Source organism: Pseudomonas sp. D4-21 (assembly GCF_051132125.1).
Classification (GTDB): Bacteria; Pseudomonadota; Gammaproteobacteria; order Pseudomonadales; family Pseudomonadaceae; genus Aquipseudomonas.
In genome coordinates this window covers 303,213-319,972 of the sequence record NZ_CP071664.1, presented here as the reverse complement: position 1 = coordinate 319,972, position 16,760 = coordinate 303,213, and the positions used below count along the sequence as shown (strand labels likewise).

16 protein-coding genes are annotated in these 16,760 nt (G+C 60.2%); 13 read left to right on the top strand and 3 right to left on the bottom strand.

The genetic code is table 11. The features are described from left to right. Positions 1–419 precede the first annotated feature (419 nt). The 8 genes from J3Q04_RS01430 (at position 420) to J3Q04_RS01395 (ending at position 8,654) form a co-directional block, all read left to right on the top strand. Positions 420–1,181: a hypothetical protein gene (locus J3Q04_RS01430; protein WP_434608377.1), complete on the top strand. Its 762-nt coding sequence runs from the start codon at positions 420–422 to the stop codon at positions 1,179–1,181. A 250-nt stretch (positions 1,182–1,431) separates the two neighbouring features. Next, positions 1,432–2,673, top strand: coding sequence for an SfnB family sulfur acquisition oxidoreductase (locus J3Q04_RS01425; protein WP_434608379.1), 1,242 nt, complete (start codon positions 1,432–1,434; stop codon positions 2,671–2,673). 23 nt (positions 2,674–2,696) lie between these two features. Then, positions 2,697–3,890, top strand: coding sequence for an SfnB family sulfur acquisition oxidoreductase (locus J3Q04_RS01420; RefSeq protein ID WP_434608381.1), 1,194 nt, complete (start codon positions 2,697–2,699; stop codon positions 3,888–3,890). After that, positions 3,890–5,248, top strand: a complete 1,359-nt coding sequence (locus tag J3Q04_RS01415; RefSeq protein ID WP_434608383.1) for an LLM class flavin-dependent oxidoreductase — start codon at positions 3,890–3,892, stop codon at positions 5,246–5,248. Before J3Q04_RS01420 ends, J3Q04_RS01415 begins: the two co-directional genes overlap by 1 nt. A gap of 139 nt (positions 5,249–5,387) precedes the next feature. Then, complete coding sequence (locus J3Q04_RS01410) at positions 5,388–6,197, top strand: MetQ/NlpA family ABC transporter substrate-binding protein (RefSeq protein ID WP_434608385.1); 810 nt, start codon at positions 5,388–5,390, stop codon at positions 6,195–6,197. Positions 6,198–6,199: 2 nt separating this feature from the next. Next, the gene (locus J3Q04_RS01405; protein ID WP_434608387.1) at positions 6,200–7,324 is read left to right on the top strand and encodes a methionine ABC transporter ATP-binding protein; all 1,125 of its coding nucleotides are present in this window, start codon (positions 6,200–6,202) and stop codon (positions 7,322–7,324) included. Continuing rightward, positions 7,314–7,958, top strand: coding sequence for a methionine ABC transporter permease (locus tag J3Q04_RS01400; RefSeq protein WP_434561238.1), 645 nt, complete (start codon positions 7,314–7,316; stop codon positions 7,956–7,958). Before J3Q04_RS01405 ends, J3Q04_RS01400 begins: the two co-directional genes overlap by 11 nt. A 69-nt stretch (positions 7,959–8,027) precedes the next feature. Further along, the gene (locus tag J3Q04_RS01395) at positions 8,028–8,654 is read left to right on the top strand and encodes a class I SAM-dependent methyltransferase (protein WP_434561240.1); all 627 of its coding nucleotides are present in this window, start codon (positions 8,028–8,030) and stop codon (positions 8,652–8,654) included. 185 nt (positions 8,655–8,839) lie between these two features. Here the strand turns inward: J3Q04_RS01395 and J3Q04_RS01390 are convergent, their stop codons facing one another. Beyond that, positions 8,840–9,406 carry a transporter substrate-binding domain-containing protein gene (locus J3Q04_RS01390; RefSeq protein WP_434608390.1) on the bottom strand — a complete coding sequence of 189 codons (567 nt, stop codon included), beginning with the start codon at positions 9,404–9,406 and terminating at the stop codon, positions 8,840–8,842. 131 nt (positions 9,407–9,537) lie between these two features. Between J3Q04_RS01390 and J3Q04_RS01385 the strand changes: the two genes are divergently transcribed. Beyond that, on the top strand, positions 9,538–9,963 hold the full coding sequence (locus J3Q04_RS01385) for a DUF4399 domain-containing protein (RefSeq protein ID WP_420766456.1): 426 nt from the start codon (positions 9,538–9,540) through the stop codon (positions 9,961–9,963). A 194-nt stretch (positions 9,964–10,157) separates the two neighbouring features. Here the strand turns inward: J3Q04_RS01385 and serA are convergent, their stop codons facing one another. Next, entirely contained in the window at positions 10,158–11,387 is a 1,230-nt protein-coding gene (gene serA, locus J3Q04_RS01380; RefSeq protein ID WP_039592617.1) for a phosphoglycerate dehydrogenase, read from the bottom strand. Between the two features lie 204 nt (positions 11,388–11,591). Between serA and J3Q04_RS01375 the strand changes: the two genes are divergently transcribed. The 4 genes from J3Q04_RS01375 (at position 11,592) to J3Q04_RS01360 (ending at position 15,878) form a co-directional block, all read left to right on the top strand. Further along, entirely contained in the window at positions 11,592–12,986 is a 1,395-nt protein-coding gene (locus tag J3Q04_RS01375; RefSeq protein WP_434608392.1) for an FAD-binding oxidoreductase, read from the top strand. A 42-nt stretch (positions 12,987–13,028) separates the two neighbouring features. After that, positions 13,029–13,694 (top strand): fumarylacetoacetate hydrolase family protein, encoded by a 666-nt coding sequence (locus J3Q04_RS01370; protein WP_420766458.1) that lies wholly within the window; start codon positions 13,029–13,031, stop codon positions 13,692–13,694. 222 nt (positions 13,695–13,916) lie between these two features. Next, positions 13,917–14,843, top strand: coding sequence for an SdiA-regulated domain-containing protein (locus J3Q04_RS01365; protein ID WP_434561246.1), 927 nt, complete (start codon positions 13,917–13,919; stop codon positions 14,841–14,843). Positions 14,844–14,963: 120 nt separating this feature from the next. After that, positions 14,964–15,878 (top strand): SdiA-regulated domain-containing protein, encoded by a 915-nt coding sequence (locus J3Q04_RS01360; RefSeq protein ID WP_434608395.1) that lies wholly within the window; start codon positions 14,964–14,966, stop codon positions 15,876–15,878. A 53-nt stretch (positions 15,879–15,931) separates the two neighbouring features. Here J3Q04_RS01360 and rpiA read toward each other — a convergent pair whose 3' ends face one another. Next, positions 15,932–16,606, bottom strand: a complete 675-nt coding sequence (rpiA, locus tag J3Q04_RS01355) for a ribose-5-phosphate isomerase RpiA (RefSeq protein ID WP_181290264.1) — start codon at positions 16,604–16,606, stop codon at positions 15,932–15,934. Positions 16,607–16,760: the final 154 nt, after the last annotated feature.

Here is a 16,760-nt window from a genome sequence, read left to right as displayed (position 1 = left end):
ACTTCCAAGGATGGAAGTAAGACAACTTGCAACATCCCTCATCCAAAGCAAAACGTGAACTTCCCGCCTTTACTTATCCAGCCAAGTTAGAAAGTTATTCAGTCGCGCCTCGACTGAGATCAGCCTATCCGCACCCTGCAAAGCCTCGAACCCCAACGCCCGAGGAAAAGTACGACCAGAACAACGTATTCTTAACAGCAATGCGTAGGACATTTCTGAAGCCTGACATTATCAACTTTTGCGCAAGCGCTTCTATTGACACTGAAACTCTCCAACCTTTATCTAGACGCAAACAGGCGAAGCGCTTTACTTATCTTCAATAAAAATCAACGAGCATCCTAAAACCAAGTAACGCGGCAATTATTCACGTCTTCGATATTTCCGGAACGTAGTGCGTTTAGACATCAAGGAGAACACCCATGACATGTACGTCGCATACCCCTGAGTTGCCCGCGCCCACCTTGGCCAGCAGCGGCATCAATATCACCAGCGCCGCGCACCTGGAGGTCGTTGTAGCGCCCTACCCCGGCATGGATCCGGGGGATCTGGTCGAATTATTCTGGGACAACTGCTACGTCGGCTCCCGCCTGCTTACAGAATCGGACCTGCGCGCAAGCATTTGCCTGCGGGTACCGGAGAGTTTCATCGTCAACGGGACCTCCCGCGTCCACTACCGCGTCATGCAAATCGGACGCGGGCCGGCGCTGTCCGCGGCGCGACAGGTTCAGGTCAAGCTGGACTGCCCCGGTGGCCAACCGTCGGCCTTGACCGGTGATGAAAACCAGAGCCTGGCGCCGGTGCGGATCCCGGAAACCATCCGCCGCCAAGGCGTGAACCCGAACCAGATCAGACGTGGCGTGCCGGTGACGATCGAGCCCTACCTGAACATGGCCGCCGACGATGCGATTACCGTGCGTTGGGGCGACGTGCGCATGGACCTGCCAAGGATCAAGCCTTGTGAAGTAGGCCAACCGGTCCACGTCTGGGTTCCGCCGGAAGTCATCATGGAAGCGGGCGAGGACCTGCGTCTGGAAGTGACCTATTGCATCATCGACCGGGTGGGCAACAATTCCCGCTGGGCTCCGCCGCGTACGTTGAAGATCGGTTGCGCCAACCCGTATCTGAAGAATCCGCCGACAGACCTGCTCGTGGCCGCTGAACCGCGACGCCGGGCGCCGTGACGTTTCTTTTCCGTAGTCGTATCTGGGCAGGCCACGGCGGTATCACATCCAGCCTATGGTTATTCCTAAAAGTTAGTTCAAAAATAATATCTACGCGTTTAGGGTATATAAACCGGACCACCGGACATTCTTGATTTTGGTCGCCGCTTCATCGCGGCGTTTTCTTGAGATGTGAGGTGGGTATGGTACGGAACACAATCACCCCAATGCAGGGCGCCAAGGCACTGCATGCAGCCACGGAGTGGCTGTGATGTCCGATCTGGCACAGGCAAAGGTCCAGAGCGACCTGGACATCGCCCCATCATTGCTGCCGGCGCAGGTGCTGCGCACCGATGCCGAAGCAATCAAGGCTGCCCATGAACTGGCGCAATTGGCGCGCCAGCAAGCTGCGCGTCGCGACCAGCAACGCAAGCTGCCCTGGTCGGAAATCGAGCAATTCACCCGCAGCGGGCTCGGCAGCATTGCCGTGCCCCGCGATTACGGTGGCCCGCAAGTCTCCTGCGTCACGATCGCCGACGTGTTTGCAATCATTTGCGCTGCCGATCCGGCCCTTGGTCAGATTCCCCAGAACCAGTTCGGCGTGCTCCAGCTGATTCTTGCCACGGGCACCGAGCGGCAGAAGAGATTGCTTCTCCAAAGCGTGCTGGAAGGCTGGCGCATCGGCAATGCCGGACCGGAGCGCGGCACCCGCAACACCTTGGAACTCAAGGCACGGATCACCGCCGACGGTGATGGCTATGTCATCAACGGGCAGAAGTTCTATTCCACCGGTGCGCTGTTCGCCCATTGGGTCGCCGTCAAGGCCTTGAACGAGGAGGGTCGCCAGGTATTGGCGTTCGTGCGGCGCGGCACACCGGGCCTGCGGATCGTTGATGACTGGTCGGGCTTCGGCCAGCGCACCACGGCCAGTGGCACGGTGCTGCTGAACGATGTGCGGGTCGACGCCGAGCTGGTACTGGACAACTGGCGCATCAACGACACGCCCAACGTGCAAGGAGCATTTTCGCAACTGATCCAGGCCGCTATTGACCTGGGCATCGCCCGCGGCGCCATCGACGATGCCATCGACTTCGTGCGCAAACGCTCGCGCCCCTGGATCGACGCCAACGTCGAGCGGGCCAGTGACGATCTGTATGTCATCGCCGATGTCGGCAAGCTGAAGATCGAACTGCACGCCGCCGAGGCTTTGCTGCGCAAGGCCGGGCAGGTGCTTGACCAGGTCAATGCCGCGCCGATCACCGAACAGTCCGCCGCCCGCGCCTCGATAGCCGTCGCCGAAGCCAAGGTCCTGACCACCGAAATCGCCCTGCACGCCAGCGAGAAACTGTTCGAGCTGGCCGGCAGCCGCGCCACCCTCGCTGAATTCAACCTTGATCGCCACTGGCGCAACGCACGGGTCCACACCCTGCACGACCCCGTGCGCTGGAAATACCACGCGGTCGGCGATTACCGCCTGAACGGCACCTTGCCTGCCCGGCACTCCTGGATTTGACGACCCCGACTCTGGAGCAGCACATGACGTTTTCCCAACACGTCGCGGTGATCACCAGCGATGAACAAGCCTTGATTGTCGCCAGCGACCTGGCTGATGACTTCAAACGCGACAGTGCCCTGCGCGACCGCGAACGGCGTCTGCCTCTTGCGGAGCTGGAAGCGTTCACTCGCGCGGGCCTTTGGGGCATCAGCGTGCCCAAGGCCTACGGCGGTGCGGGCGTATCCAACGTCACGCTGGCCAAGGTCATCGCGCTGATCTCACAGGCCGATGGTTCGCTCGGCCAGATTCCGCAAAATCATTTCTATGCATTGGAAGTGCTGCGGGTTAACGGCAGCGAGGCCCAGAAGCAACGGCTGTACGCCGAGGTGCTGGCCGGCCAGCGGTTTGGCAACGCCCTGGCGGAGCTCGGGACGAGGACGGCCCATGACCGCATCACCCAACTGCGTCGCGACGGCGAGGCCTATCGCATCAATGGCCGCAAGTTCTACGCCACCGGGGCGATCTATGCCCAGCGCATCCCCACCTCCGTGGTGGATGAAAACGGCGTGCAACAGTTGGCGTTCGTCCCGCGCAGCAGCAAGGGCCTGACGGTGATCGACGACTGGAGCGGTTTCGGCCAGCGCACCACCGGCAGCGGCTCGGTGGTGTTCGAGGATGTCCTTGTCGATGCCGAAGACATCGTGCCCTTCCAGAGCGCCTTCGAACGCCCAACGCCGGTAGGCCCGTTGGCGCAGATCCTCCACGCCGCCATCGACGCCGGCATCGCCCGCGCCGCCTATGAAGACGCCCTGCATTTTGTCCGCAGCAAAACCCGTCCGTGGATCGACGCCACCAGCGACGTCGCCACCCAGGACCCGCATACTCTTAAAAGCTTCGGCCACCTGAGCATTCGCCTGCATGCCGCCGAAGCCTTGCTGGAACGCGCCGGTGAACTTCTTGACCGCGCCCAGGCCGACACGAACGCAGAAACGGTGGCGGCGGCCTCGATCGCCGTGGCCGAAGCCCGGGCCCTCAGCACTGAAATTTCCCTCGCCGCCGGCAGCACGCTGTTCGAACTGGCCGGCAGCCAGGCGACCCTGGCCGAACATGGCCTCGACCGCCACTGGCGCAACGCCCGAGTGCACACCCTGCACGACCCGGTGCGCTGGAAGTATCACGCGGTCGGCAACTTCTACCTCAACGATGAAAAACCGCCGCTGCGGGGGACAATCTGATGGCGGCCGGCAAGAAAAAAATCCTCCTCAACGCGTTCAACATGAACTGCATCGGGCACATCAACCACGGTCTGTGGACCCATCCAGAGGACACCTCTACCCAGTTCAACACCATTGAATACTGGACCGGGCTGGCCCAGTTGCTGGAGCGAGGTTTGTTCGACGGGTTGTTCATTGCCGATATCGTCGGGGTCTATGACGTTTACCAGCAGTCCGTGGACGTCACGCTGAAAGAATCGATTCAACTGCCGGTCAACGACCCGTTGCTGCTGGTATCGGCAATGGCCGCAGTGACGAAAAACCTCGGCTTTGGCCTCACCGCCAACTTGACCTACGAACCGCCGTACCTGTTCGCCCGGCGCATGAGCACGCTGGACCACCTGAGCCGCGGACGGGTTGGCTGGAACATCGTCACCGGCTACCTGGACAGCGCCGCCAAGGCCATGGGCCTTACCGCGCAGGTCGAGCACGACCGGCGCTACGACCAGGCCGACGAGTACCTGCAAGTGCTCTACAAGCTATGGGAAGGCAGTTGGGAAGACGACGCGGTCATCAACGATCGCGAGCAGCGGATTTATGCCCGGCCAGAGAAGGTGCACAAGGTCCAGCATCAGGGGGAGTTCTATCAGATCGAGGGTTATCACCTCTGCGAGCCCTCGCCACAGCGCACGCCGGTACTGTTCCAGGCGGGCAGCTCCGAGCGGGGCCTGCTGTTCGCTGGGCGCCATGCGGAGTGCGTGTTCATCAGTGGCCAGAACAAACCGGCGACCAAGGTCCAGGTGGACAAGGTCCGCGCCAGCGCCCTCGCGGCTGGGCGCCATGCCGAAGACATCAAAGTGTTCATGGGCCTGAACGTGATCGTCGGCGAAACCGAAGCGGCGGCCTGGACCAAGCATGCCGAGTACCTGGGCTACGCCAGCGCCGAGGCCGGAGTGGCGCATTTCTCCGCCTCGACGGGCATTGATTTTGCCGAGTACGAACTGGACGAACCGATCCAGTACGTGAAGAGCAACGCCATCCAGTCCGCCACCAAGACCCTGCAAAACAACGACTGGACCCGACGCAGATTGCTGGAGCAACACGCCTTGGGCGGTCGCTACATCACGGTGGTCGGCTCGCCCGAACAGGTCGCCGATGAGCTGGAATCCTGGATCGCCGAAACCGGCCTCGACGGCTTCAACCTGACCCGCATCGTCACGCCGCAAAGTTACCTGGACTTCATCGACCTGGTGATTCCCGAGCTGCAGCGACGCGGGTCGTACAAGACCGAATACGACGATGGCACGTTGCGGGAAAAGCTGTTTCACGGGGGGGCTCATTTGCCCGAACAACATACCGGCTCAACCTACCGGAACTGATCCTGTGGCGAGGGGGCTTGCTCCCGCTGATGGGCGAAGCCCGCCCAAAGAGTTTGTGGCTACTTCGTAGCCCAGCGGGAGCAAGCTCCCTCGCCACAAAGGCGCATCACTCAATTAATCGATGACTGGAATATCCGACATGACCAAGCACTTCCTCACTCTGCCAGTCAGAACCCTGGCCCTGGCTCTCGGCCTGTTCAGCTCGGCATTGTTCGCCGCCGACGCCCCGTTGAAAATCGGCACCACCGCTGCGTTCGCCATTCCCTTGGAGGCCGCCGTCGAAGAGGCCGGCAAACAAGGCCTGAAAGTCGAACTGGTGGAATTCAGCGACTGGATTGCGCCTAACGTCAGCCTCGCTTCGGGCGACATCGACGTGAATTATTTCCAGCACATACCGTTCCTGGAGAACGCCAAGGCCGCCGCCGGTTTCGACCTGGTGCCGTTCGCACCGGGAATCATCAACTACGTAGGCCTCTATTCGAAGAAATACAAAAGCTTCGACGAGCTGCCCGAAGGCGCCAGCGTCGCCATTGCCAACGATCCGATCAACAGCGGACGCGGTTTGCAATTGCTGGCCAAGGCCGGACTGATCCAGCTCAAGCCGGGCGTCGGCTACAAGGCCACCGAAGAGGACATCATCGCCAACCCAAAGAAGCTCAAGATACTGCAAGTCGAAGCCGTGCAGTTGGTGCGTGCCTATGAAGACGCGGATCTGGTACAAGGTTATCCAGCCTACATTCGCCTCGCGAACACCTTCGACGCGACGTCTGCCTTGCTCTTCGACGGCCTCGACCACAAGGAATATGTCATCCAGTTCGTGATCCAGCCCAAGAGCGAGAACGATCCAAGGCTGATCAAGTTCGTCGACATTTACCAACACTCACCTGCCGTGCGCGCGGCCCTGGACAAGGCCCATGGCAAGCTCTACCAAGCCGGCTGGGAAGGCTGATCATGAGTGCCGTCAACGCTCGACTCCGTCATGAAGCCCCAGCGCCCCACGTCGCCGACCAGACCGAGCTGCATCCAGAACTGAACCGTGCCCATGTGCGCTTCATCGGCCTCGGCAAAACCTACCCTGGCACCCAGGGCCCGGTGCCCGCGCTGCAAGGCATCGACCTGGCGATCCAGCGCGGCGAGGTCTTTGGCATCATCGGCCGCAGTGGCGCGGGCAAGTCCTCGCTGATCCGCACCATCAACCGCCTCGAACAACCCACCAGCGGACGGGTGCTGATCGATCAGGTGGACATCGGCGAGTTCGATGAAGATCGTCTCGTGGAGCTGCGCCGGCGCATCGGCATGATCTTCCAGCACTTCAACCTGATGTCGGCCAAGACGGTGTGGCAGAACGTCGAGCTGCCGCTCAAGGTTGCCGGCGTGCCCAAGGAACAACGTCTGCACATGGTTCGCGAATTGTTGGAACTGGTCGGCCTGCAAGGTAAGCACGGCGCCTATCCGGCGCAGCTCTCGGGCGGTCAGAAGCAGCGTGTCGGGATTGCCCGGGCGCTGGTCCATGACCCGCAGATCCTGTTGTGCGACGAGGCCACCTCGGCGCTCGATCCGGAAACGACTCAATCGATCCTCGGTTTGCTGCGTGAGATCAACCAGCGGCTGGGCCTGACCATCGTGCTGATTACCCATGAAATGGCGGTCATCCGCGAAGTCTGCGACCGGGTGGTGGTGCTCGAACAAGGACGGATCGTCGAACAAGGGCCGGTCTGGGAAGTCTTCGGCAACCCGCAGCATGCCGTCAGCCGCACGCTCCTGGCGCCGTTGCAGCACGCACTGCCCGAGGAACTGCAAAGCCGCTTGCAACCCCACCCGACCTCCGCGGACGCAGCCACTGTACTGCGCCTGCAATTCACGGGGCACAGCGGCGACGAACCAGACCTCGCGGCCCTGTTCAGTGCCCTGGGTGGACGGGTACGGCTGCTGCACGGCGGCCTGGAAAGAATTCAAGGCCACGGGCTGGGGCAGTTGCTGCTGGCGGTGAGCGGGTCGTCATGGGGCGCTGATGAACTGCGTCAACGTGCGGGCAACTGGGCACAACGGGTGGAGGTGTTGGGTTATGTGGTTTGACCGATTGCTGCAGGGCTTCATCGACACGTTCCTCATGGTTGGCGTGTCGTCGCTGATCGCGTTGCTGGCGGGCATTCCGCTGGCGGTGATACTGGTCACAAGCGGCAAGGGCGGCATCTATGAGGCGCCCGCCTTGAACAAGGCCCTGGGCGGGTTTGTGAATTTGTTCCGCTCGATCCCCTTCCTGATTCTCATGGTGGCGCTGATTCCGTTCACCCGATTGATTGTCGGCACCACCTATGGCGTATGGGCCGCGGTGGTGCCGCTGACGATTGCCGCCACGCCGTTTTTTGCGCGTATCGCCGAAGTCAGCTTGCGGGAAGTTGACCATGGCCTGATCGAAGCGGCCCAGGCCATGGGTTGCCGGCGCTGGCACATCGTCTGGCATGTGCTGCTACCCGAAGCGCTGCCCGGCATCGTCGGCGGCTTTACCATCACGCTGGTGACCATGATCAACTCATCGGCCATGGCCGGGGCGATCGGTGCCGGAGGCCTGGGCGACATTGCCTACCGCTACGGTTACCAGCGTTTCGACAGCCAGATCATGCTCACGGTGATCGTGTTGCTGGTGGCATTGGTGGCGATGATTCAATTGGGCGGGGATCGGTTGGCGCGGGGGCTGAACAAGCGCTGAGAGGCGAAACATTGTGGGAGCGAGCTTGCGGTATAGTCGTCAAACACTCCCCATCCAAAGCCAGCGACCATGAAACACACCGCCGACGATCTGCAGTCCATCACCGCCACGACCCTTGGCCATTACAACGCCGTGGCGGAGAGTTTTCGCGAAGGCACCCGCGATCATGACGTCAGCCAGAACATCGACGCCCTGCTGCGACACATCCAAGGCCAGGCGCCGTTCCATATCCTCGATTTCGGCTGCGGCCCTGGGCGTGATCTTCGCACCTTCACGGCCATGGGCCATGTCGCGGTGGGCCTCGACGGTTCGAGCGAATTCGCGCGCATGGCCCGCCAGGACAGCGGATGCGAGGTGTGGCAACAGGATTTCCTGCAACTCGATCTGCCGGCGGAGCGTTTCGACGGGATCTTCGCCAACGCCGTCCTGTTCCACATCCCTGTGCAGGAGCTGCCGCGCGTGCTCAAGCAATTACACGCCACGCTCAAGCCCGGCGGCGTGCTGTTCAGCTCAAACCCCCGGGGCGAAAACCAGGAAGGCTGGAACGGCCAACGCTTTGGCGCGTATCACGACCTCGCGGCCTGGCGCGTGTCGCTCACGCAGGCGGGTTTTGTGGAGCTGGAGCATTACTACCGGCCGGCGGGGCTGCCGCGAGAACAGCAGCCTTGGTTGGCGAGTGTATGGCGCAAGATTTGAAAGCGGCTCTGTAACGAGGTTGTGCCTAGCTCTTGTGGCGAGGGAGCTTGCTCCCGCTGGGCCGCGAAGCGGCCCCAACCCGGTCAATCTGGTTTCCCGACAGACCGCGTCAACCGCGCTACGACGGCTGCGCCGCCGAGCGGGAGCAAGCTCCCTCGCCACAACGATTGCGTTTGACCACAAATTCACTCTTGCTTGAGCAACCACTTCTGCGACAACCGCTCCAGCCGTCCATCGTCCTTGATCCGCCCCAAGGCGTTGTCCAGGCTCGCCTTGAACGCAGGATTGCCCTTCTGGAACGGAATCACCAGGTTCGGCGCCGGCCCCTTCTTTTCCTCGGGCTGGAAAGACTGCGCCAGGACCAGAGGACGTTGCGCCTCATCCTTGCTTGCCAGCAATTGCGCATCCGGTTGGCTATAAGTAGCGCTGGTATCGAAACGTTCCGCCAACTCCGGGGTCATTGCTATGTGGTTGATGGCGACGTCGTACTTGCCGCTTTCCACGCCGGACAACAGATCCGCCGCATCGGTGACGACAAAATCAGGGCGTACATCGAGCTCGCCCGCGAGCATTTCGCCCAGCTCTACTTCGAAACCGGTGAGCTTGCCGTCCTCCTTGAAATTGAACGGCGCGGTGTTGGCCTCGAGGGCGATTCGCAACTCGCCACGGTCGTTGACGTCGTCGATCAGTTCCGCATGGGCCAGAGGGCTCAACAGAGGTAGCAGGCAGATCAGGCCAGGCAGGAAACGCATGGTCACTCCTAGTATTTATACAAGCGACGCTCGTTTCAGGCTCGCTTTGCTATGGTTGTTGCAGGCTTCGACAACGATTAGTCATGAAGTTGTCATGACCCGACGGATTTATGGGAAAACTGGAGTAAAAAATGAAAAGTTTTATGTCACGTGCGGCGTTGGCCGGTTTGTTGCTCGGAACTTCGATGCTGGCGACAGCGGCAACCCCGGCGCCCAAAGGTGCAGAAGTATTCATCGTTTCTCCTGAAGACGGTGCCACCGTCAGCCAAGAGTTCAAGGTCAAGTTCGGCGTCAAGAATATTGCACTTGCCCCGGCGGGCGACGTGACCAAGAACACCGGCCATCACCACCTGCTGATCGATGTCGATGATCTGCCTGCCGAGGGCACGCCGATTCCGACCGACCCCCACCACATGCATTTTGGCAAGGCGCAAACCGAAGCCACGATCAAACTGGCGCCGGGCAAACACACCTTGCAATTGATCCTGGGCGACAGCGGCCATATGCCGTTCGACCCGTCGATCGTGTCCGAAAAGATCACGGTGAACGTCGAGTAACACAGCACTTAGAAGATAAATGCAGTATCCACTGTGAGAGCGAGCCTGCTCGCGAAGGCGGCATATCAGTCAACGTAAATGCGCCTGACAGACAGCTTTTGCTAGCAGGCTCGCTCCCACAGGGTTCCATTGTGTCGGACAGAAAAAACGGGAGCCCCTTCGGAGCTCCCGTTTTCATTGCAAGCCAGGCCCGCTTAGAACAGCACGCGGCAACGAATGGTGCCGTTGATGTGCTGCAACTTCTCTTGGGCCAGGTCCGAGTATTCGGCATCGACGTCGATCACGACGTAGCCGACTTTCTCGTTGGTCTGCAGGAACTGACCGGAAATGTTGATGCCGTTTTCCGCGAAGACTTTGTTGATCTCGCTCATCACACCCGGAATGTTTTCGTGGATGTGCAGCAGGCGGTGCTTGCCAGGGTGGGCCGGCAAAGCCACTTCCGGGAAGTTCACCGACGATACCGAGGTACCGTTGTCGCTGTACTTGACCAGTTTTTCAGCCACTTCCAGACCGATGTTGGCCTGGGCTTCAGCGGTGGAACCGCCGATGTGCGGGGTCAGGATCACGTTGTCCAGGCCACGCAGCGGGCTTTCGAAGATGTCATCGTTGGAGCGAGGCTCCACCGGGAACACATCGATCGCCGCGCCGATCAGGTGCTTGTCCTTGATCGCTTCGGCCAGTGCGTCGAGCTTGACCACGGTGCCGCGAGCGGCGTTGATCAGGATCCCGCCTTTCTTGATGGCGCGGATTTCCTTTTCACCGATCATCCACTGGGTGGCCGGGGTTTCCGGCACGTGCAGGGTGACGATGTCGGACATGCCCAGCAATTCGTGCAAGTCGTTGACCTGGGTCGCGTTGCCCAACGGCAGCTTGGTCACGGTGTCGTAGAAAAACACCTGCATGCCAAGGCCTTCAGCCAGTACCGACAATTGAGTACCGATCGAGCCGTAGCCGACGATACCCAGCTTCTTGCCGCGGATCTCGAAGGAATTGGCCGCGCTCTTGATCCAGCCGCCACGGTGGCAGGAAGCGTTCTTCTCGGGGATGCCGCGCAACAGCAGGATCGCCTCGGCCAGCACCAGTTCGGCAACGGAACGGGTGTTGGAATACGGCGCATTGAACACCGCGATACCGCGTTCGCGAGCCGCGTTGAGGTCCACCTGGTTGGTGCCGATGCAGAAGCAGCCGACCGCCACCAGTTTCTTGGCGTGGTCGAAGATCTCTTCAGTCAGTTGCGTACGGGAGCGAATACCGATGAAGTGAGCATCGGCGATCTTTTCCTTGAGCTGGGCTTCCGGCAGAGAACTGGTGATGTACTCGATGCTGGTGTAGCCCGCCGACTTGAGGACGTCGACAGCCGATTGGTGGACGCCTTCGAGAAGAAGGAACTTGATCTTGCTCTTATCGAGAGAAGTCTTGCTCATCTGCGTAAACCTGTGTCCCGGAGAAAAATGGCAGGGAATCGGACAGCGCATGCTGGCCCGACCGGCGTGACAGCCGTCGCCGCAGAACAGCCGTTGGGCACTACGCTGCGGGGTCGGTATGCTAGCATATGCCCCCCGCAAACACCCATTCCTGCGACGTGAAGCGTTCTCAGGATGACCATGAATTGTTCGAGAGTTCTGTCGATGACCAATCCTGCCGTGATAGATGAGCTGAAGACCCTGGTTGAGCCTGGCAAAGTTTTGACCGATGCCGACTCCCTGAATGCTTACGGCAAGGATTGGACCAAGCATTACGCGCCCGCACCGACCGCCATTGTGTTTCCAAAGACCACCGAACAAGTCCAGGCCATTGTGCGCTGGGCCAACGCGCACAAGGTCGCGCTGGTGCCATCGGGCGGGCGTACCGGCCTCTCCGCCGCCGCCGTCGCGGCGAATGGCGAGGTGGTCGTGTCATTCGACTACATGAACCAGATCCTCGATGTGAACCTGACCGACCGCACCGCCGTATGCCAGCCGGGCGTGGTCACCGAACAGTTGCAGAACAAGGCTGAAGAACATGGGCTCTACTATCCGGTGGACTTCGCTTCGGCAGGTTCGAGCCAGATTGGCGGCAATATCGGCACCAATGCCGGCGGGATCAAGGTCATCCGCTACGGCATGACCCGCAACTGGGTGGCGGGCATGAAGGTCGTGACGGGCAAGGGCGACGTGCTGGAACTGAACAAGGACCTGATCAAGAACGCCACCGGCTATGACTTGCGGCAGCTGTTCATCGGCGCCGAGGGCACCCTTGGTTTCGTGGTCGAAGCCACCATGCGCCTGGACCGCGCGCCGAAAAACCTCACCGCCATGGTGCTCGGCACGCCGGACTTCGACTCGATCATGCCGGTACTGCACGCATTCCAAGGCAAGCTGGACCTGACCGCCTTTGAATTTTTCTCCGACAAGGCCCTGGCCAAGGTCCTCGACCGTGGCGACGTCCCGGCCCCGTTCGAAACCGACTGCCCTTTCTACGCCCTGTTGGAATTCGAAGCCACCACCGAAGAAGTCGCCAACCACGCCCTGGAGACTTTCGAGCACTGCGTCGAACAAGGCTGGGTACTGGACGGCGTAATGAGCCAGAGCGAAACCCAACTGCAAAACCTGTGGAAGCTGCGCGAGTACATCTCCGAGACCATTTCCCACTGGACGCCGTACAAAAACGATATTTCGGTAACCGTCTCCAAAGTCCCGGGCTTCTTGCGCGAAATCGACGCGATTGTCGGCGAACACTACCCAGACTTTGAAATAGTCTGGTTCGGCCACATCGGCGACGGCAACCTGCACCTGAACATCCTCAAGCCGGAAAACCTGAGCAAGGATGAGTTCTTCGCTAAATGCGCGACGGTGAACAAATGGGTCTTTGAAACCGTCGAGAAGTACAACGGTTCAATCTCCGCTGAACACGGTGTGGGCATGACCAAGCGCGACTACCTCACGTACAGTCGCTCTGCGGTTGAAATCGAATACATGAAAGCCGTGAAAACGGTGTTCGACCCGAACGGCATCATGAATCCGGGCAAGATTTTCGCGGTTTGATCTATAACAACACTTGATGAAATCTCAAGGCAGGAGTCGGTAATGAGCTATCAGCACCAGTATGTCGACGGTACGCGTATTCATTTCCCGGTGGGCAAAGTAGTGTGCATCGGCCGCAACTATGCCGAACACGCCAAGGAACTGGATAACCCGGTGCCCACCGAACCGCTGCTGTTCATCAAGCCAGGCAGCTGCGTGGTGCCGTTGGAAGGCGGCTTCAGCATTCCCGCCGACCGCGGCTCGGTGCACTACGAAGCGGAAATCGCCGTGCTGATCGGCAAGCCACTGTCCACCAAGCCCAGCGTTGAAGAAGTACTGGACGCCATTTCCGGCTTCGCCCCGGCCCTGGACCTGACCCTGCGGGACAAGCAGGCCGAACTAAAGGCCAAGGGGTTGCCATGGGAAGTCGCCAAGTCCTTCGACGGCGCGGCAGTGATCGCTCCCTTTGTCTCGAACGCCACGTTTGCCGACCTGACCGATATTCCCGTTCGCCTGACCATCAACGGCGAAGTCCGCCAGGACGGCAACAGCAGCCTGATGCTCAACCCCATCGTGCCGATGATCCAGTACATGGCCGGCTGCTTCTCGCTTCAGGCCGGAGACGTCATTCTCACGGGCACCCCGGCGGGCGTCGGGCCGCTGAACATTGGCGATGAACTGGTGCTGGAACTGCCTGGGGCGAGCCGCTTCGAAAGCAGCGTTCGCTAAATAAAAGTCTTACCTCTGTGGGAGCGAGCCTGCTCGCGAAAGCAATCTGTTCGACACATCAACGTTGACTGACCCACCGCTTTCGCGAGCTGGCTCGCTCCCACAATGTGGAAAGTCACCTACGCCATTTACCGTTTTTTTCACATGCCATCCGGATAATTCCGGGGATTGCGGCATCTGAGCCTGCCGATCCCTCGCGCGAATTCCTGGAACGCATCCCCGATGGCCAAGACCCAAACCCTGCCCACCTCCGTCCGCCGTGCTCGCTTCGGCTTGCCCTGGTATGCCTGGCTGCTGCTGGCCGCAATCGCTGCCTATGGCCTGGCGTTCGCGATGCATTGGGATGACCGGGGCCGGCTCTGGGTGGCGGAACGCTTCGAAAGCCCGGCCCAACGCCAGGAAAGCATCTGGTTGCCCGACTATCGCGCCGTGATCGACGCCAAGCCCCTGCCTGGCATGGAAAAGGACGAGGCTTCCGACGTCACCTACAACCCGCAGACCAAGACGCTGTTCGCGGTCATGGGCAAGAATCCGTTCCTGGCGGAGCTGACCCTGCAAGGCGACGTGCTGCGCAAGATGCCATTGGTGGGCTGGAACAATCCCGAAGGCGTGACCTATATGGAAAATGGCCTGCTGGCCATTACCGATGAGCGAAACCACACCCTGTCGATCGTCCAGGTCGATGCGAATACCCAAACGCTGAACAGCAAGGACTTTCCCCAATACGACCTTGGCGCGTCACAGAACCAGAACAAAGGGTTCGAGGCGATCGTCTGGGATCCGCGCAATCAACAACTGGTGCTGGGCGAAGAGCGCCCGCCAGCCTTGTTCACATGGAAAAGTGACGGCAGCCAATTGCTCAAGGGCGACAAGCAGATCCATGTCAGCGATGAACTGGACCTGCGCAACCTGTCCGCCCTGGCGATCGATCCCCGTACGGGACATATGCTGTTGCTGTCAGCCGACTCCCATCTATTGCTGGAACTGGATGCAGAAGGCGAACAGGTCAGCTTCATGACGCTGCTGGGAGGCTTTAACGGGCTGAAAGATACGGTTCCCCGCGCCGAAGGCGTCACCGTCGATGAAGCGGGCAACCTATATATGGTCAGCGAGCCGAACCTGTTCTATCGTTTCGAAAAACAACGCTGATTGCGAAAACTCTGTAGGGAAATTCTTCCTTCGTTGTAGGGCGTGGCAGACGGCCATTAAGCTTCAGTTCAGACAGTCGTGGTATTTCCAACCACCTGTTCTTATCCGAGCCCACTCCCGATGCGCCGACTTGCCCGTCCAAGACCCCTGATCCTACTGTTGCTGTCGATTACCCTGATTGGATTAATCGCAGCCGGGCAATACCTGCGTCTGTTCGAGCGCGCCTGGTTCAATTTCAATACGCTCTGGCACACCCTTGGCGAGCAGGCCATTGCCCTGGACCAATACCAGGTCACGGTACAAGCTCAAGTCATCGAAGGCCTGGACGACGACGTTTCCGCGCTGACGTTCGATCCGATCCGCAAAAGCCTCTTCACCGTCACCAACAAGAATGCCGAGCTGATCGAGCTGTCACTGGACGGCAAGATTCTGCGACGCATCGCCCTGGTCGGCTTTGGCGACCCGGAAGCGGTGGAATTCATCAGCGAGAACATCTACGTCATTACCGACGAACGTCAGCAGCGCCTGATCAAGATCCACCTGGAAGAAGACACCCGCTTCCTGGACGCGGCCGATGCCGAGCAAATGACACTCGGCGTGCACATGAGCGGCAACAAGGGTTTCGAAGGGCTGGCCTATGACTCCATCGGCAAGCGGCTGTTCGTCGCCAAGGAACGCGACCCGATGCTGATTTATGAAGTACACGGATTTCCCCACCACAATCCGGAAAAATCCTACGCTGTCCACGTAATCAACAACCCCAAGCGCGATGCAGGACTGTTCGTGCGCGATCTCTCCAGCCTGCAATACGACGAACGCAGCGGCCATCTGCTGGCGCTGTCCGATGAGTCGCGGTTGATTATCGAGTTGGATATCGACGGTCGGCCGTTAAGCACGCTGTCGTTGAGCAAGGGCCGCCACGGACTGGAGAAAACCATTCCCCAACCGGAAGGCTTGGCCATGGATGACGATGGCAATCTGTATGTGGTGAGCGAGCCGAATCTGTTCTATGTGTTCAAGAAGCCGCAGCCTTGAACCACTCCTGACCCAGCTCGCACCCACAGGGTTTGGTGTTGAATCAGCCCGGATTATTCCGCCCGCAGGGTCTTCACGCCATCAGCAGTCCCCAACAACAGCACATCCGCCGGGCGAGCGGCGAACAAGCCGTTGGTGACTACGCCAACGATGGCGTTGATCTGGCTTTCCAGTTCTACCGGATTGGTGATCTGCAGGTTATGCACGTCAAGGATGATGTTGCCGTTATCGGTCAGCACGCCTTCGCGATACACCGGATCGCCGCCCAGCTTCACCAATTGCCGGGCAACGTGGCTGCGGGCCATCGGGATGACTTCCACCGGCAGCGGGAACGCGCCGAGCACCGGGACCAGTTTGCTGGCATCGGCGATGCAGATGAACGTCTTGGCGACGGCCGCAACGATCTTCTCGCGAGTCAGGGCCGCACCGCCGCCCTTGATCAGGTTCAAGTGCGCGTCGCTTTCGTCGGCGCCGTCGATGTAGAACTCCAGGTCGCTCACGGTGTTGAGCTCGTACACGGGGATCCCGTGGCCCTTGAGGCGCGCGGCGGTGGCTTCGGAGCTGGCGACCGCGCCGTCGAACGCGCCTTTGTGCTGCGCCAAGGCGTCGATGAAGCAATTGGCGGTAGAGCCGGTGCCGACCCCGACGATGCTCTTGTCATCCAGTTTCGGGAGGATGAGGTCGACAGCGGCCTGGGCCACGGCCTGTTTGAGTTGATCCTGGGTCATGCGGGCTCCGAAGGTGCCGAGAGAGAACGAAAGGCCGGCATTATAGGCGTAGAAACCGTGGCGAGGGAGCAAGCTCGCGCTTGAGTGCGAAGCGCTCATCGCTTTTTCTGGGGCCGCTGCGCGACCCAACGGGAGCAAGCTCCCTCGCCACGGG

Excerpts from the sequence above, each read along its gene's own strand:
- serA (WP_039592617.1), bottom strand. The coding sequence starts at position 11,387 with ATGAGCAAGACTTCTCTCGATAAGAGCAAGATCAAGTTCCTTCTTCTC.
- J3Q04_RS01370 (WP_420766458.1), top strand. The coding sequence starts at position 13,029 with ATGAGCTATCAGCACCAGTATGTCGACGGTACGCGTATTCATTTCCCG.
- J3Q04_RS01430 (WP_434608377.1), top strand. The coding sequence starts at position 420 with ATGACATGTACGTCGCATACCCCTGAGTTGCCCGCGCCCACCTTGGCC.
- J3Q04_RS01360 (WP_434608395.1), top strand. The coding sequence starts at position 14,964 with ATGCGCCGACTTGCCCGTCCAAGACCCCTGATCCTACTGTTGCTGTCG.
- J3Q04_RS01420 (WP_434608381.1), top strand. The coding sequence starts at position 2,697 with ATGACGTTTTCCCAACACGTCGCGGTGATCACCAGCGATGAACAAGCC.
- J3Q04_RS01400 (WP_434561238.1), top strand. The coding sequence starts at position 7,314 with ATGTGGTTTGACCGATTGCTGCAGGGCTTCATCGACACGTTCCTCATG.
- J3Q04_RS01375 (WP_434608392.1), top strand. The coding sequence starts at position 11,592 with ATGACCAATCCTGCCGTGATAGATGAGCTGAAGACCCTGGTTGAGCCT.
- J3Q04_RS01425 (WP_434608379.1), top strand. The coding sequence starts at position 1,432 with ATGTCCGATCTGGCACAGGCAAAGGTCCAGAGCGACCTGGACATCGCC.
- J3Q04_RS01385 (WP_420766456.1), top strand. The coding sequence starts at position 9,538 with ATGAAAAGTTTTATGTCACGTGCGGCGTTGGCCGGTTTGTTGCTCGGA.
- J3Q04_RS01365 (WP_434561246.1), top strand. The coding sequence starts at position 13,917 with ATGGCCAAGACCCAAACCCTGCCCACCTCCGTCCGCCGTGCTCGCTTC.
- J3Q04_RS01390 (WP_434608390.1), bottom strand. The coding sequence starts at position 9,406 with ATGCGTTTCCTGCCTGGCCTGATCTGCCTGCTACCTCTGTTGAGCCCT.
- J3Q04_RS01395 (WP_434561240.1), top strand. The coding sequence starts at position 8,028 with ATGAAACACACCGCCGACGATCTGCAGTCCATCACCGCCACGACCCTT.
- J3Q04_RS01410 (WP_434608385.1), top strand. The coding sequence starts at position 5,388 with ATGACCAAGCACTTCCTCACTCTGCCAGTCAGAACCCTGGCCCTGGCT.
- rpiA (WP_181290264.1), bottom strand. The coding sequence starts at position 16,606 with ATGACCCAGGATCAACTCAAACAGGCCGTGGCCCAGGCCGCTGTCGAC.
- J3Q04_RS01415 (WP_434608383.1), top strand. The coding sequence starts at position 3,890 with ATGGCGGCCGGCAAGAAAAAAATCCTCCTCAACGCGTTCAACATGAAC.
- J3Q04_RS01405 (WP_434608387.1), top strand. The coding sequence starts at position 6,200 with ATGAGTGCCGTCAACGCTCGACTCCGTCATGAAGCCCCAGCGCCCCAC.